This window comes from Streptomyces sp. NPDC001156 (genome assembly GCF_053598275.1).
In genome coordinates, this window is record NZ_JBSFJX010000053.1 from 1 (window position 1) to 16,003 (window position 16,003).

General features: G+C 71.4%; 13 protein-coding genes. 11 read left to right on the forward strand and 2 right to left on the reverse strand.

Annotation, left to right across the window (positions count from 1 at the left end):
• Positions 1-545: 545 nt before the first annotated feature.
• The 10 genes from gatC (at position 546) to ACWDA7_RS24160 (ending at position 12,237) form a co-directional block, all read left to right on the forward strand.
• Positions 546-842 carry an Asp-tRNA(Asn)/Glu-tRNA(Gln) amidotransferase subunit GatC gene (gene gatC, locus ACWDA7_RS24115; RefSeq protein ID WP_359394993.1) on the forward strand — a complete coding sequence of 99 codons (297 nt, stop codon included), beginning with the start codon at positions 546-548 and terminating at the stop codon, positions 840-842.
• A gap of 6 nt (positions 843-848) precedes the next feature.
• Positions 849-2,351, forward strand: a complete 1,503-nt coding sequence (gene gatA / locus ACWDA7_RS24120; protein WP_359394990.1) for an Asp-tRNA(Asn)/Glu-tRNA(Gln) amidotransferase subunit GatA — start codon at positions 849-851, stop codon at positions 2,349-2,351.
• Positions 2,348-2,590, forward strand: coding sequence for a hypothetical protein (locus ACWDA7_RS24125; protein ID WP_359394987.1), 243 nt, complete (start codon positions 2,348-2,350; stop codon positions 2,588-2,590). The genes gatA and ACWDA7_RS24125 overlap by 4 nt, the downstream gene beginning before the upstream one ends.
• 15 nt (positions 2,591-2,605) lie before the next feature.
• Positions 2,606-4,120 (forward strand): Asp-tRNA(Asn)/Glu-tRNA(Gln) amidotransferase subunit GatB, encoded by a 1,515-nt coding sequence (gene gatB, locus ACWDA7_RS24130; protein WP_450606284.1) that lies wholly within the window; start codon positions 2,606-2,608, stop codon positions 4,118-4,120.
• A 289-nt stretch (positions 4,121-4,409) separates the two neighbouring features.
• Positions 4,410-6,650 (forward strand): MMPL family transporter, encoded by a 2,241-nt coding sequence (locus tag ACWDA7_RS24135; RefSeq protein WP_450606285.1) that lies wholly within the window; start codon positions 4,410-4,412, stop codon positions 6,648-6,650.
• The gene (locus ACWDA7_RS24140) at positions 6,628-7,203 is read left to right on the forward strand and encodes a GNAT family N-acetyltransferase (protein WP_450606286.1); all 576 of its coding nucleotides are present in this window, start codon (positions 6,628-6,630) and stop codon (positions 7,201-7,203) included. The genes ACWDA7_RS24135 and ACWDA7_RS24140 overlap by 23 nt, the downstream gene beginning before the upstream one ends.
• A 35-nt stretch (positions 7,204-7,238) precedes the next feature.
• Positions 7,239-7,793 (forward strand): hypothetical protein, encoded by a 555-nt coding sequence (locus ACWDA7_RS24145; RefSeq protein ID WP_450606287.1) that lies wholly within the window; start codon positions 7,239-7,241, stop codon positions 7,791-7,793.
• Positions 7,794-8,010: 217 nt separating this feature from the next.
• Complete coding sequence (locus tag ACWDA7_RS24150) at positions 8,011-8,196, forward strand: hypothetical protein (protein WP_450606288.1); 186 nt, start codon at positions 8,011-8,013, stop codon at positions 8,194-8,196.
• A gap of 773 nt (positions 8,197-8,969) precedes the next feature.
• On the forward strand, positions 8,970-12,014 hold the full coding sequence (locus tag ACWDA7_RS24155) for a helix-turn-helix transcriptional regulator (protein WP_450606317.1): 3,045 nt from the start codon (positions 8,970-8,972) through the stop codon (positions 12,012-12,014).
• Positions 12,015-12,060: 46 nt separating this feature from the next.
• The gene (locus ACWDA7_RS24160; RefSeq protein WP_450606289.1) at positions 12,061-12,237 is read left to right on the forward strand and encodes a DUF6191 domain-containing protein; all 177 of its coding nucleotides are present in this window, start codon (positions 12,061-12,063) and stop codon (positions 12,235-12,237) included.
• A gap of 15 nt (positions 12,238-12,252) precedes the next feature.
• Here ACWDA7_RS24160 and ACWDA7_RS24165 read toward each other — a convergent pair whose 3' ends face one another.
• The gene (locus ACWDA7_RS24165) at positions 12,253-13,437 is read right to left on the reverse strand and encodes a PQQ-dependent sugar dehydrogenase (RefSeq protein ID WP_450606290.1); all 1,185 of its coding nucleotides are present in this window, start codon (positions 13,435-13,437) and stop codon (positions 12,253-12,255) included.
• 115 nt (positions 13,438-13,552) lie between these two features.
• Complete coding sequence (locus ACWDA7_RS24170; protein ID WP_450606291.1) at positions 13,553-14,551, reverse strand: aldo/keto reductase; 999 nt, start codon at positions 14,549-14,551, stop codon at positions 13,553-13,555.
• 75 nt (positions 14,552-14,626) lie between these two features.
• Between ACWDA7_RS24170 and ACWDA7_RS24175 the strand changes: the two genes are divergently transcribed.
• Complete coding sequence (locus ACWDA7_RS24175) at positions 14,627-15,568, forward strand: 2-hydroxyacid dehydrogenase (protein ID WP_450606292.1); 942 nt, start codon at positions 14,627-14,629, stop codon at positions 15,566-15,568.
• Positions 15,569-16,003 lie beyond the last annotated feature (435 nt).

A 16,003-nucleotide genomic window follows, 5' to 3' on the forward strand; every position in this document is an offset into this window, starting at 1 on the left:
GCGACCGCGAGGCCGTCTGTCCCCGTGCCTGCGGGCACGGGGCGCGTCCGTCTGTGGGCCTGCGGGCACGAGGTGCCGTCTGTCTGTGTGCCTGTGCGACCGCGAGGCCGTCTGTCCCCGTGCCTGCGGGCACGGGGCGCGTCCGTCTGTGGGCCTGCGGGCACGAGGTGCCGTCTGTCTGTGTGCCTGTACGACCGCGAGGCCGTCTGTCCCCGTGCCTGCGGGCACGTGGCGCGTCCGTCGCGGCCCGAGGTACCGAACGGCCCCCGAACACAAGCCCGCCCGCTCACCCCGTCCACAGGCCCGCAAGCCCGCCCTTCAGCCCCGGCCACAGGCCCGCAAGCCCGCGCAGCCACCCCGCCCACAGGCCCACACGACCGCGCCGTCACCCCGGCTGGCGGCCGTGTGCCCGAGGGCTCACCGGCCCGTACGTCCACTCGCCCGGCCGTGGGGCGCCGGGCCCGGGCAAACCCATGCGCGGGCATCGGGGCTCGCGCCATAGGATTGGGCCCAAACCACACACACTCACCCCAGAGGATCGCTGCATGCCTGGCATCACGCGCGAGGAGGTCGCCCACCTCGCCCGGCTGGCGCGTCTGGAGCTGAAGCCCGAAGAGCTCGACCACTTCGCAGGCCAGCTCGGCGACATCATCGGCGCGGTCGCCCGCGTCGCCGAGGTCGCCGACCAAGACGTACCGCCGACCTCCCACCCGCTGCCGCTGACCAATGTCATGCGAGCGGACGAGGTCCGTCCGTCGCTCACCCCCGAGCAGGCGCTGTCCGGTGCCCCGGCCCAGGAACAGCAGCGTTTCAAGGTGCCGCAGATCCTGGGGGAGGAGTAGCCCGTCATGACGGACAAGAACAGCATCATCCGGCTCACGGCAGCCGAGACCGCCGAGAAGATCGCCTCCGGTGAGCTCACCGCCGTAGAGGTCACCGAGGCCCACCTGGCCCGTATCGACGCCGTGGACGAGAAGGTGCACGCCTTCCTGCACGTCGACCGCGAGGGTGCGCTGGCGCAGGCCCGCGCCGTCGACGAGAAGCGGGAGCGCGGTGAGAAGCTCGGCCCGCTCGCGGGTGTGCCGCTCGCGCTCAAGGACATCTTCACCACCAAGGGCGTGCCCACTACCGTCGGATCCAAGATCCTCGAGGGCTGGATCCCGCCGTACGACGCGACGCTCACCAAGCGCCTCAAGGACGCCGACGTCGTCATCCTCGGCAAGACCAACATGGACGAGTTCGCCATGGGGTCGTCGACGGAGAACAGCGCCTACGGGCCCACCGGCAACCCGTGGGACCTCACGCGTATCCCCGGCGGCTCCGGCGGCGGGTCGAGCGCCGCGCTCGCCTCCTTCCAGGCCCCGCTCGCCATCGGCACGGACACTGGCGGCTCCATCCGCCAGCCCGCCTCCGTCACCGGCACGGTCGGCGTCAAGCCGACCTACGGCGGGGTGTCCCGTTACGGCATGGTCGCTTTCTCCAGCTCCCTCGACCAGGGCGGGCCCTGTGCCCGTACGGTCCTGGACGCGGCGCTGCTGCACGAGGTGATCGCCGGGCACGACCCGCTCGACTCCACGTCGATCGACGCGCCCGTCCCGCCGGTGGTCGAGGCCGCCCGCAACGGCAGCGTCGCCGGCATGCGCGTCGGCGTCGTCAAGCAGTTCCGCGGCGAGGGCTACCAGGCCGGTGTCATCCAGCGGTTCGACGAGTCCGTCGAGCTGCTGAAGGAGCTGGGCGCCGAGATCGTCGAGCTGGACTGCCCGTCCTTCGACCTCGCCCTGTCGGCGTACTACCTGATCGCGCCGTCCGAGTGCTCGTCCAACCTCGCCCGCTTCGACGGCCTGCGCTACGGCCTGCGGACCGGCGACGACGGCACGCGCTCCGCCGAGGACGTCACCTCCCTCACCCGTGAGGCGGGCTTCGGCGCCGAGGTGAAGCGTCGCGTCATGCTCGGCACGTACGCCCTGTCGAGCGGCTACTACGACGCGTACTACGGCTCCGCCCAGAAGGTCCGCACGCTCATCACCCGGGACTTCGAGAAGGCTTTCGAGCAGGTCGACGTGATCGTCTCCCCGACGACCCCGACGACCGCCTTCGCGATCGGTGAGCGCGCCGACGACCCGATGGCGATGTACCTGGCCGACCTGTGCACCATCCCGACCAACCTGGCGGGCAACGCCGCCATGTCGCTGCCCTGCGGTCTCGCGCCAGAGGACAACCTCCCGGTGGGTCTGCAGATCATCGCCCCGGCGATGAAGGACGAACGCCTCTACAAGGTCGGCGCCGCCGTCGAGGCCGCCTTCGTGGAAAAGTGGGGGCACCCGCTTCTCGAGGAGGCTCCGTCGCTGTGAGTAAGGCGCTGTCCAAGGCCAAGGGCTTCAAGAAGTCCAAGTCCGGTATGTACCTGTCCATGGCCACCACCGCGTTCGGCGCGTTCGGTGTCGCGAAGCAGGCCAAGAAGGCCCGCCTCGAGCACGACACGCTGCGCCTGATCGACGCGGCCGTGTCCGCCGCCGCCATCGTCACCGGCCTCGCGATCCTCTACCGCGAGCTGAAGCGGCTGGGCGACGACGACGTCCTGCTGGGCTGAGAGGGAAGTTTCACCGTGACCACCACGACCGACCTGGTGTCGTACGAGGACGCGTTGGCGTCGTACGACCCCGTCATGGGCCTCGAGGTCCATGTCGAACTCGGCACCAAGACCAAGATGTTCTGCGGCTGCTCCACGGCGCTCGGCGCCGAGCCGAACTCGCAGACCTGCCCCACCTGCCTCGGCCTGCCCGGCGCGCTCCCCGTCGTCAACACGATCGGCGTGGAGTCCGCGATCCGGATCGGTCTCGCGCTGAACTGCGAGATCGCCGAGTGGTGTCGCTTCGCCCGGAAGAACTACTTCTATCCGGATATGCCGAAGAACTTCCAGACCTCCCAGTACGACGAGCCCATCGCCTTCAACGGCTACCTCGACGTGCAGCTGGAGGACGGCGAGACCTTCCGCGTGGAGATCGAGCGCGCCCACATGGAGGAGGACACCGGCAAGTCGACTCACGTCGGCGGTGCCACCGGCCGCATCCACGGCGCGTCCCACTCCCTGCTGGACTACAACCGGGCCGGCATCCCGCTGATCGAGATCGTCACCAAGCCGATCGTCGGCGCCGGCGAGCGCGCCCCCGAAGTGGCGAAGGCGTACGTCCGCGAGCTGCGCGAACTCATCCGGGCGCTCGGCGTGTCCGAGGCCCGTATGGAGATGGGCCAGATGCGTTGCGACGTGAACCTGTCGCTGATGCCCAAGGACGCCGACAAGTTCGGCACCCGCTCGGAGACGAAGAATGTCAACTCGCTGCGGTCCGTGGAGCGCGCGGCCCGCTTCGAGATCCAGCGCCACGCCGCCGTCCTCAACAGTGGCGGCACGGTGATCCAGGAGACCCGCCACTTCCACGAGGACACCGGTTCGACGACCTCGGGCCGCACCAAGGAAGAGGCCGAGGACTACCGCTACTTCCCCGAGCCGGATCTGGTGCCCGTCGCACCTCCGCGCGAGTGGGTGGAGGAGCTGCGCGCCGCGCTGCCGGAGCTGCCCCTGGTGCGCCGCACCCGGCTGCTCGAGGAGTGGGGGATCTCCGCCACCGACATGCAGGCGATCCTGAACGCGGGTGCGCTGGACCCGATCGTCGCCACCATCGAGGCGGGCGCCGACTCGGCCTCCGCCCGCAAGTGGTGGATGGGCGAGCTCGCCCGGCACGCCAACGAGTCGGGCAAGGGCCTGGACGAGCTGTCCATCACACCGGAGCAGGTGGCCCGCGTCACCAAGCTCGTCTCCTCCGGTGACCTCAACGACAAGCTGGCCCGCCAGGTCATCGAGGGCGTCCTCGCGGGCGAGGGCACGCCGGACGAGGTCGTCGACAAGCGCGGTCTGAAGGTCGTCTCCGACGAGGGCGCCCTGACCACCGCCGTCGAGGAGGCCATCGCAGGCAACCCGGCCATCGCGGACAAGATCCGCGGCGGCAAGGTGGCCGCGGCCGGCGCGCTGGTCGGCGCCGTGATGAAGGCCACCCGTGGCCAGGCCGACGCCGCTCGCGTCAAGGAGCTGATCCTCGAGAAGCTGGGTGTCAGCGAGGGCTGAGAAACTGCCGCAGAACAATTGTCAGGGGCGGTCCATCGGGAGATGGGCCGCCTCTGTGCTGTTCAGCGAAATAAGCCGTTTAGCAAAACCTTATATAGCAACAGAATGGAAGAGTTTGTTCCTGTGAATTGGGTCGCATCCCTGTGACTAAACCCACGAAACCGGCAAACGATCTCTTCCGGCTGCGACAGTGGGGGTGTTGGTCATCGTTCTTTGCGGGCTGTTCAGTTCCCTTGGCGGCTGTTCCCGATCAAAGATCCACGAAACACCCCTCTCAGGGAGCTTGTCTGTGGCAGCCCTTGCCCGCTGGTGTGTGCGCAACCGTCTCGTCACCGTTCTGCTCTGGCTGATCGCCTTCTGCGGTGTCACCGCGGCCGCCGCCGCCACGGGTTCCGCGTACTCGAACGACTACGGCGTCCCCGGCACCGAGTCCAATCGCGCTGCCCGGCTGCTCGACCAGGGCTTCCCCGGTCTCAGCGGCGACAGCGACACCGTGGTCTGGCAGACCGGCCCCGGCGGCGTACGCGCCGCCGACGTCGAGCAGACGATGACCCGCACTCTGGACAAGATCGCCGACCTCCCCGGAGTCGTGGCCGTGACCAGCCCCTACCAGGGCGGCCACGACGGCCAGATCAGCCGCGACGGCCGCGTCGCCTACGCCGGCATCACCTTCGACAAGGCGGCCGAGGACATCGGCAAGGGCGAGGCCAAGGCCGTGGTGGACACGGCGCAATCCGCCGAGACCGACGGCCTGAAGGTCGCGCTCGGCGGCACGGCCGTCGGGTCCGCCGAGTCGCAGGGCGGGCACCTCGCCGAGATCGTCGGCGTGGCCGTCGCCGCCGTGGTCCTGTTCCTCGCCTTCGGTTCGCTGGCCGCGTCCCTGCTGCCCATCGCGACCGCGCTGATCGGCGTCGGTACCGCGTACTCCGGCATCGGACTGCTCGGGCACGCGATGACCGTCGCCGACTTCGCACCCATGCTCGGCATGCTCATCGGGCTCGGTGTCGGCATCGACTACGCGCTGTTCATCGTCACCCGGCACCGCCGCAGCCTGAAACGCGGCATCCCGGTGGCCGAGGCCGCCGAGGGCGCCGTCGCCACCACCGGAAGGGCAGTGGTCTTCGCGGGCGCGACCGTGTGCATCGCGCTGCTCGGCATGCTGATCCTGCGGCTCGGCTTCCTCAACGGCGTCGCCGTCGCCGCCTGTCTGACCGTCCTGCTCACCGTGGCCGCGTCGGTCACCCTGCTGCCCGCCCTGCTCTCCTTCATCGGCCCGCGCGCACTCAGCAGGCGCGAGCGGCGCAGGCTGTCCGAGCACGGGCCGGAACCCGAGGTGCCAACCGGGCTCTCCGCTCGCTGGTCCGCGTTCGTCGAACGCCACCCCAAGAAGCTCGGTGCCATCGCCCTGGCCGTGATGGCCCTGCTCGCGATACCCACGCTCTCCCTCCACCTGGGCACCTCCGACCAGGGCAACGACCCGAAGACGTCGACCACCCGGCAGGCGTACGACCTCATGGCCGAGGGCTTCGGGCCCGGCGTCAACGGTCCGCTCACCCTGGTGACACACGTGAACGGCGGCGAGGACAGACTCGCGCTCGACAACCTCGGCAGCACGCTCGCCTCCACCCGCGGCGTCGCCTCGGTGACCCCGGTGACCTACAACACAGGTGGGGACACGGCCTACCTCACCGTCGTACCGGACTCCGCCCCGCAGTCGCAGCAGACCAGTGACCTGGTGGAGCGGCTCCGCTCCGACGTGCTGCCGCGTGCGGAGCAGGGCACGACGCTCGATGTGCACGTCGGCGGGATCACGGCCGCCTACGACGACTTCGCGAAGGTGATCGTCGGCAAGCTGCCGCTGTTCGTGGGCGTGGTGATCGGCCTGGGCTGTGTGCTGCTCCTGCTGGCCTTCCGCTCCTTCGCCATCCCGCTGAAGGCCGCTGCGATGAACCTGGCCGCCGTCGCCGCCGCGTTCGGCGTGGTCGTCGCGATGTTCCAGTGGGGCTGGGGGAGCGAACTGATCGGCCTCGGCCGGGCCGGACCGATCGAGCCCTTCCTTCCCGTGATCATGGTTTCCGTGCTCTTCGGGCTCTCCATGGACTACCAGGTGTTCCTGGTCAGCCGCATGCACGAGGAGTGGCTGGAGACCGGCGACAACCGCCGGGCGGTGCGCGTCGGCCTCGCCGAGACCAGCCGGGTGATCAACTCGGCGGCCGTCATCATGATCTCCGTCTTCCTCGCCTTCGTGCTCAGCGGCGACCGCGTGATCGCGATGTTCGGCATCGCGCTCGCCTCTGCCGTCGCCCTCGACGCCTTCGTCCTGCGCACGCTCCTCGTCCCCGCCCTGATGCACCTCCTGGGCAGCGCCAACTGGTGGCTGCCGTCCTGGCTGGAGCGCAGGCTGCCGCGCATCTGCATCGAGCCGGCGCAGTGCCGTGAAACGATCCCGGGGCAGCGTGGCGACGAGGACGCGCTGGTGGACGTACTGGTGAAGGAGCGGCAGCGGGATGTACGCGATATCCCTGGATGACGACGGCGCCGAACTGCGGCCGCTGGAGCCGTGGCACGCCGAGGAGTTCCTGGCGCACCTGGACCGGGGGCGGGACTTCATCACCGAGCACATCCCGTTCGGGGCGAACGCCACGGACGTCGGCTCCGCCCGGGAGATCCTGCAGACGTACGCCGACAAGCGTGCCGCGGACAACGGAAGCCTGCACGGGCTGTGGCTGGACGGAAAGCTGGTCGGCGGCGTGCTCTTCCGCGTCTTCGACGCGGCGGGCGGGAACTGCGAGATCGGCTGCTGGCTGGAGCCCGCCGGGACCGGGCGGGGACTGATCACGCGCGCGGTGCGGGTGCTCATCGACTGGGCGGTTGACGAGCGTGGCATCCACCGTGTGGAGTGGTACGCGTCGTCCGCCAACACACCGAGCATCAATGTGGCGCGGCGGCTGGGCATGAGCCGCGACGGCGTGCTGCGGGAGAGCTACCTCTACCGGGGCGTACGTCAGGACACCGAGGTGTGGTCGGTGCTCGCGCCCGAGTGGCGGTCGGCACGCGCGAGCGGCGCCCGCGACGATTATTAAGAGACCTCTCAGACAGCGTCCGTACGGTGCGAGGCATGGGAACCAAGACAGTTGACGAGGTCGGGGCCGAAAGCGGCGCCGAGGCGACGAAGGACGAGGAAAAGGTGCAGGTCACCGAGGCAGGCGAGACGGCCGGGGAGACGGTCGAGGAGCCCCAGGCCGAGCAGACGTCCAGCGGGAGCGCACCGCAGGCGGCCACCGGCGCGGGCCAGGGAGCGGGAGCGGTGGTCTCCGTCGCACTCGGCATAGTCTCCCTCACCGGCAGCTGGGTCGGCACCGTGGCGGCAGCCCGCGAGACCCTCGTGGGCCAGCTCGGGACGTCGTCCCAGGCGACCGTCGCCAAGCAGATCAAGGAGGTGTACGGCGACGCCTGGCACGCCACCGCTCTGTGGGGCGGCCTGTTCGCGCTCGTCGCGCTCCTCGTGGGTGTCGCGGTCCTGGCCCGCCCGGCGTTCGGAGTGCCGGGGAAGCCGCAGGCTGTCTGGATCAAGTCGGTTGCCTGGGGCGGCGTGGCCCTCGGCGTCATCGGGCTGCTCCTGGCCGTCCTCAAGTACACCGATCTGCTTTTCGGACTGCCGTCCGCCGGCTGAGCCGGCCGCAGTTCTTCGGGGTCCTAGGCCTTCCGTCCGATCCTTACGGAGGGCCTGGGACCCCCTCCTGTTTCTAAGGCCCCGCGCTTACCGCTTCTGAGGCCCCACGAGTGCGGAAGATGCGGCAGCCTCCCGATGTGGCGAACCCCCCTGTGACAGCAAGGTTGAGGTGTCGCGGCGATCGACGCCGCACACCGGTATCTCCAGGGGAAAGCTCATGTTCGAGTACGAGATCCACAAGATGCGCTCCGCTCAGCTGATCCGCCAGGCGGCCGACCACCGGCTCGGCCTCGAGGCCCTGCGCGCGCGCCGGGCCTCCCGCCGAGTTCACCGGGAACAGGCGCGGGAGGGCCAGGACCACAGTCAGGACCAGCGCCGGTCCCGCATGACCTTCGCCGCGTGAGCGCGCGGCAGCGGGGGCACGGCGACGCGCCCCCGGAGGACGGCCGCACGGGGGTCGGCCGACCACAGCCGAGCCCGGCGACGACGAAGGCCACCCGTCCGGACTCCGTCCCGCGACGAGCCGGAGCGGCCACGCCCGCGCCCGCGCGGTCCGCGGCGCCCCACGCCTCCGATGAGCCGACCGACCCCGCCCGGGCCCCGAGCCCAGCGGGGCCGGCCGGCTTCCGGGCTGTGGCGAAGGGGGCGGTGGGGTCTGCGGACCCGATGCCGCAGACGAACGGCCTCCAGCCTCCCGTGCAGCGACTGGTCGGGCCCGCGGCATCGCGGACGGCCGGGATCGGGTCCGCGGCGTCGGCGTCGCAGTCGGCCGGCTTCGGGCCTGTGGTGCAGCGGCCGGTCGGGCCCGCGGCCCCGCCGTCGCAGGCGAATGGCCTCCAGCCTCCGATGCGGCGCCCGGTCGGGCCCGACGCCCCGGCGTCGCAGTCGGCCGGCTTCGGGCCTGTGGTGCAGCGGCCGGTCGGGCCCGCGGCCCCGCCGTCGCAGGCGAATGACCTCCAGCCTCCGATGCGGCGCCCGGTCGGGCCCGACGCCCCGGCGTCGCAGTCGGCCGGCATCCGGCCTCCGGTGCAGCCGCCCGGCGACCCCGACGCCGCGTCCGGCGCCGCGCACCCGCACCGAGGTCCGGCGAGCGCCGGCAGCATCCCGGTGTCGCGCTCCGGCGTGCACGGTTCACAACCCGCGATAATCGGTGCCGCGTTGTCACCGGCCCGTGTCATCCTCGGGAGCGTGGAGACCAGGTCCGTCAGCCCCGTGTTCGTCGGCCGCACCGACGAGTTGGGGATATTGCACGACGCGCTCGCCCGCGCGGCCGCCGGCGAGCCGAAGGCGCTGCTCGTCGCCGGCGAGGCAGGCGTCGGAAAGACCAGGCTGATAGAAGAGTTCGCGGCCGCGGCGATCCGCGCGGACGCGGTGGTGGCGCTCGGCGGCTGTGTCGAGATCGGCGCCGAAGGACTGCCCTTCGCCCCGTTCTCCGCCGCCCTGCGCTCCCTACGCCGGCAGCTGCCCGAGGAACTCGCCGCGGCGGCCCATGGGCAGGAGGAGGAACTGGCCAGGCTGCTGCCCGAGTTGGGTGAGGCGCGCCGTGCTTCCCGGGACGACGAGGAGGGCATGGCCCGCCTCTTCGAGCTCACCGCCCGCCTTCTCGAGCGGGTCGCCGCCCGCCGTACGGTCGTACTCGCGCTCGAGGACCTGCACTGGGCCGACGCCTCCACCCGCCACCTGCTCGCCTATCTGGTCCGGACCCTGCGCAGCGGCCGTCTGGTCGTCGTCGCCAGCTACCGCTCCGACGACATCCACCGCCGCCACCCCCTGCGCCCCCTCCTCGCCGAACTCGACCGCCTGCGCACGGTCCGCCGTATCGAGCTCGGCCGCTTCAACCGTGCCGAGGTCGAACGTCAGATCGCCGGCATCCTGGCCGCCGAGCCCGACCCCGGCCAGGTCGACGAGATCTTCGCCCGCTCCGACGGCAACGCCTTCTTCGTGGAGGAACTGGCGGTGGCCGCCTGCGAGGGCTGCTGCACCGGCCTGACCGACTCCCTGCGCGACCTTCTCCTCGTCCGCGTCGAAAAGCTGCCCGAGGCCGCGCAGCGCGTCGCCCGGATCGTCGCCGAAGGCGGCTCCACCGTGGAGTACCGCCTCCTCGCGGCCGTCACCCGGCTCGCCGAGGACGACCTCATCGAAGCCCTGCGCGCCGCCGTCGGCGCCAACATCCTGCTCGCCACGCCGGACGGCGACGGCTACCGCTTCCGCCACTCCCTGGTCCGCGAGGCCGTCAGCGACGACCTGCTGCCCGGCGAGCGCTCCCGGCTCAACCGGCGGTACGCCGAGGCCCTCGAGGCCGACCCCACGCTCGTACCGGCCGACCAGCGCGCCCCCCGCCTGGCCAGCTACTGGTACCACGCGCACGACGCGGCCAAGGCCCTGCCCGCCGTCCTCGACGCGGCCGTCGTGGCCCGCCGCCGGCACGCGCACGCCGAGCAACTGGGGCTGTTGGAGCGTGCCATGGAGCTGTGGGACATGGCCCCCGACGCCGTACGGGCCGCTCTGCGCCCCCTCGACCACGCCGAGGTCTACCCTCCCTGCGGCTGCGACCCGGCGACCACGCCGCTGCGCTATCTCGATCTGATGGCCGAGGCGGCCGTCGCGGGCCGGCTGTGCGGGGAGCGCGAGCGCGCACTGAAGATCACCAGGCGGGCGCTGCGACTGCTGGAGCCTGAGAAGGACCCCCTTCGCACCGCGTGGTTCTGGGTGCAGCGCTCACGGCTGGTGCAGAACACGGCCCGGGGCGACGGCCGGGAGGAACTGGCCACCGCCCAGGAACTGGTGCGCGGACTGCCCCCGTCGGAGGTGCACGCCGAGGTGCTTGCCGCGGTCGCCAACTGGTCGATGGTGCACGTGCCCGGCGCGGAGGCGCTCTCGGCCGCCGAACGGGCCGTCGAGTACGCGCACATTGTGGGTGCCCGCGACATCGAGCTGGGCGCCCGCCTCACCCTGGGCGGCCTTCTCGTCGACGCGGGTGACATCGACGCCGGACTCGCGCAGATGTACGAGGTCAAGGAGCAGGCCGCGGACCTCGGCAACACCTCCCTTGCGGGCCGCGTCCATGTGAACCTGCCCTCCCACCTGGAGGGCATCGGCCGCTCCCGCGAGGCCGTCGAGATCCTGCGCGAAGGGCTTGACCTCACCCGGAAGCTGGGGCTGACCGATTCCGAGGCCTGGGCGTGGGCCAACCTCGGTGAGTCCCTCTACTCGGTGGGCCGCTGGGACGAGGCCGCCGAAGCCGCGCTCGCCTCGGAGCGCATCGGCCAGAGCGCGATACCCCGCGGATTCCGCGCCGCCATCCACACGCATCTCGCGGTCGCCCGGGGTGACCTGGCCGAGGCGGAACGCCAACTGTCCGCGGCCCGCGCGTTCTTCGGCAACCGCGACAGACTGCCGCAGCACGAACTGCCGTTGCTGCGCGCCGCCATCGGGATCGCCGCCGGTGAGGGCCGCCTCGACGAAGCCCGTGCCGTACTCGACGACGCCCTGAGAGCCGGCTTCCCTCCGGGCACCCAGCGCCATGCCTGGCCGCTGCTGCTCGCCGCCGCCACCGCCGAGGCCGACGCCCTCGGGCTGCCCTCGGCCGAACCGGGTCGCGCCGCCGTCCTGGCACGGATCCGCGACGCCGCCAAGGCGCTCACCACGAACGTGCCGCTGTGGCGTGCCCACGAACGCTGGGTCCGCGCCGAGCTGTTGCGCGCCGAGAGCCGCGCCCAGCCGCACGACTGGTCCGAAGCGGTGACCGCGTTCGAGGCCCTGGGCCGCCCGTACGAACTGGCCCGTGTCCGGCACCGCCTGGCGGAGTCCTTGCTGGCCTCGGGCGACGGCGAGGACGGGCGCGCGCGGGCCGCCGAGCTGCTGCGGCTGGCCGGCGCGGTGGCCGAGCACCTCGGTGCCCGTCCGCTCGCCGAGGAGGTCGCCCTGCTCAGCCGGCGTGCCCGCCTGACCCTGACGGGCGCCGACCGGCCTGCCGCGCTCCATCCGGCCGAGTCCCTGGGGCTCACGAACCGGGAGCGTGACGTGCTCCGGCTGGTCGCGGCCGGCCGCAGCAACCGCCAGATAGCCGAGCAGTTGTTCATCTCCCCGAAGACGGCCAGCGTCCACGTCTCGAACATCCTGGCCAAACTGGGCGTCTCGGGCCGCGGCGAGGCGGCGGCGGTGGCCCACCGGCTGCGGCTGTTCCCGCCCGAGACATCCGCTGTCCAGGCGGCAGGCTGAGGTCTACGCTGTCCGGGACCGGGCCGAGGGAGGCGCCGTGTTCAACATGTTCGAGGAACTGTTCGCGCCGGGCCGCAAGCACACCCACGACGAGCGCCAGCGCCTGGAACTGACCAGGGTGGATGTCACGGACGGCGATCCGGGCCAGGGCCCGATCGATCTGGCGTCGGGCCGGGTGGTCATCCGCCTGAGACGCGCCTCCGCAGATGAGGATTCCGACTGAGCGGGGCTGCCCGCCCTACGACACCTCCAGCTCGAGGATCCGGTCGTCGGTCTTCGAGGGCTCCCCGCGGCCGTCCGTGTTGCTCGTCGTCAGCCACAGTTTGTTGCCGCCGGCCGAGACCACCGTGCGCAGTCGGCCGTAGCTGCCCTTCAGGAAGGCCTGCGGCGGCGCGGAGGCCTCCGTGCCCTTCAGCGGGATACGCCACAGCCGCTGCCCGCGCAGGCCCGCCATCCAGAGCGAGCCCTCGGCGTAGGCGATCCCGCTCGGGGAGGCCTCGTCGGTGTGCCACTGGGCGATCGGGTTGTGGAACCTGGTGTCGGAGGGCTTGCCCTCGGCGACCGGCCAGCCGTAGTTGTCGCCCGGCTTGATCGCGTTCACCTCGTCCCAGGTGTCCTGACCGAACTCGGAGGCGAACAGCCGCTGCTTGTCGTCCCAGGCGAGCCCCTGGACGTTGCGGTGGCCGTAGGAGTAGACGACCGAGTTCCCGAAGGGGTTGCCGGGTGCCGGTTCGCCTTCCGGCGTCATGCGCAGGATCTTGCCGCCCAGCGACTTCCGGTCCTGGGACAGGCCCCGGTCGCCCGACTCGCCCGTGCCCGCGTACAGCATCCTGTCCGGACCGAACGCGACCCGCCCGCCGTTGTGGATCATCCCCTTCGGGATGCCCTTGAAGACCGTGTTCGGCGCCGCCAGTTGCTCACCGGCCGGCTTCTTCGTGTCGTACAGCATGCGTGCGATGCGGTTGTCCGAGTCCGTCGTGAAGTACGCGTAGACCAGGTGGTCGGAGGCGTAGTCGGGGGAGAGGGCGATGCCCAGCAGCCCGCCCTCGCCCGCGGCCGAGACACCAGGCACCGTGCCCAGCAGCGTCTTCCGGCCGGTCTTGTCGTCGATCCGCGTGATCGTCCCGTCGTCCCGGTCGGAGACCAGCAGTCCGCCGTCGGGCAGAGGGGCCAGGCCCCAGGGGGACTTGAGGTCCGCGGCCACCGTACGTACGACCCGGACCGATCCGGTGGCCGACGGGGTCTGCTCGGCTCCTTGCCCCGACGCCGAGGACCCGGGCGCCGAAGCCCCGGGCGTCGAACCGCTCGAGGAGACGCTGTTCCCGCTACCCGGGGTGTTCCCGCCCCCGGCGGAGCAACCGGCGGCCAGCAGCAGCGCGGACACGGCCGACACGGCCGTCACAGCTCGACGTCGCACGATCAAGGTCCCTTCGACGCGGTGCCCTCGTCCCTTTCCTACACCGCTCGCTCCCGAACGGTTCCCGGTACCGATCGAGAGTCCACCGGTCGGTCGCATCCGGGCCGCCTCCGGCCCGGGCTCAGTCCCACGATCCCTGGGCCGCCGGCAGCCCCGCCAGCTCGGTCAGGTCCTCCGTGGACAAGTCCAGCCTTGGCGCGGCCGCGTTCTCCGCGACCCAGCGCTCCTGCTTGGCCCCGGGCACCGGGACCACATGGCGGCCCTGCGCCAGCACCCAGGCCAGCGCTACCTGCGCGGGGGTGACCTCCTCGCCGTGCCGGTGGGCCACCCGCCTCAGGCCGGCCACGATCGGCTGGTTCTCCGCCATCATCTCGGCCGTGAAACGCGGGTGCCGGGCCCGCAGATCGTCGGGTTCGAAGCCCTCGCCCGGCGTCAGCGTGCCGGTCAGGAAGCCGTTGCCGAGGGGCATGGCGGCCAGGAAGCCGACCCCGCGTGTCGCGCACCACGGCAGCAGGGCGTCCAGCGCCTCCGTCGACCACACCGACAGCTCCGCCTCCACCGCGCTCACCGGGAACACCTGCTGCATCCGCTCCAGCTGGCGGACGGTGCCGTCGTACAGCCGCGACCCGTTCTGCCGCCCGCCCCGCACGCCCACCGCACACAGTCCGAGCGCCCGCACCTTGCCCGCCCCCACCAGCTCGGCCATGGCGCCCCAGGTCTCCTCGACGGGGACCTCGGGGTCCGCACGGTGCAGCTGGTAGAGGTCGATCACGTCCGTCTGCAACCGCCGCAGCGAGGCGTCGCAGGCACGCTTCACATAGCCCGGGCGGCCGTCGGCGACGATGTGCTGCTCGCCCACCAGCAGGCCCACCTTGGTCGACACGAACGCGTCCGTGCGCCGCTTCTTCAGGACCCGGCCCACCAGCAGCTCGTTGGTGAACGGGCCGTACATGTCGGCCGTGTCGAGCAGCGTCACGCCCAGGTCGAGTGCCCGGTGCACTGTCCGCAGGGACTCCTCGCTGCGTCTGTGCGAGCCGGAGTACGCCCAGCTCATCGGCATGCACCCGAGTCCCACGGCCCCCACTTCGAGCGTTGCCGCGCCGATCGTCCTGCGCTCCACCTGCCCGCGCCCTCCCTTTCCCGCCACCCCAAACTAACCAATGCGGCAAGGGATCCTTCGCATAGCCTCCTGACCATGACTGCCGACGTTTGGCTTCCGTTCCGCACCGAAGAGATAGAGGGGCTCCCCGAGGGCCTCACCTACCGGTTCTGGGACGGCGATCCGGAGTTTCCCTCAGACCCCGCCGAGTGTGCCTTCTACGCCGTGCCCTATATGAAGGGCAGCGAGGTCGCCGTGCGGCCCATGGCGGCGATGAAGTCCGTCCGCGTGGTGCAGACGCTGTCCGCAGGCGTCGACCACGTCGAGCCGGGACTCTCCCTGCTGCCCGGGGGAGTGCGGCTGTGCAACGCCCGCGGGGTGCACGACGCCAGTACCGCCGAACTCGCGCTGACCCTGATCCTCGCCTCGCTGCGCGGGATCCCCGACTTCGTCCGGGGTCAGGACCGGGAGGAGTGGCGTGCCGGGTTCCGCCCGGCGCTCGCCGACAAGTCGGTCCTCATCGTCGGGTACGGGGCCGTGGGTGCCGCCATCGAGGAGCGGCTCGTGCCGTTCGAGGTGGCGCGGGTGACGCGCGTCGCGCGCCGTGAGCGCACAACGGCGCGCGGCCTCGTGCATCCCTTCACCCGATTGTCGGACCTTCTGCCCAAGGCGGATGTCGTGGTGATCGCCACGCCTCTCACGGAGGAGACGAGACGCCTGGTCGACGCGGACTTCCTGGCCCGGATGAAGGACGGGGCGCTGCTCGTGAACGTGGCGCGCGGAGGCGTGGTCGACACCGAGGACCTGCTTGCCGAGCTGGAGGCCGGCCGCATCACGGCGGCCCTCGATGTCACGGACCCGGAACCGCTGCCGAACGGCCATCCCCTCTGGCACGCGCCCGGTGTGCTCATCAGCCCTCATGTCGGCGGTCCCACTTCGGCGTTCTGGCCCCGCGTCAAGCGGCTCCTCAGCTCCCAGCTGAACCGTTTCGCACAGGGGGAACCCCTGGAGAACGTCGTCCTGACGACCGGCGCGTAGCGAAGCGAGCGGCGGGCGACGGGGTGGTTCGAGCCGTGCGCGCGGGCCGAACGGCGCATGATTCGAGCCAACTCCGGCGCCCGCGCGCGCGGTGACCAGGGGTCGCACGACCGGCGCACACGTCGCTCTCCGTTCGCTCCCCGTCTGCTTCCGGCACACTCCGCAGTCCTCCGTGTACGCAACGTACGGGTATTTTCCCTGGTCGTCACGGAGCGTAGAGGCGCTATGTCCCTGAGTGACGATGCTGGTGTATCGTCCCGACAGGGGCAGCGCCGCGCACCGTTCGGCGCCGGGGACGGAACTTTCAGACATGCGAGGGGGGCGACAGGCGATGCACGGCCTATGGACGAACGATCCGACGCGGCGGGGCCGCGGGCGGCGACCCTGGCGAGCGACGACGCGCAGACGGGGTCACGGAGGTCATCACCACCCGCG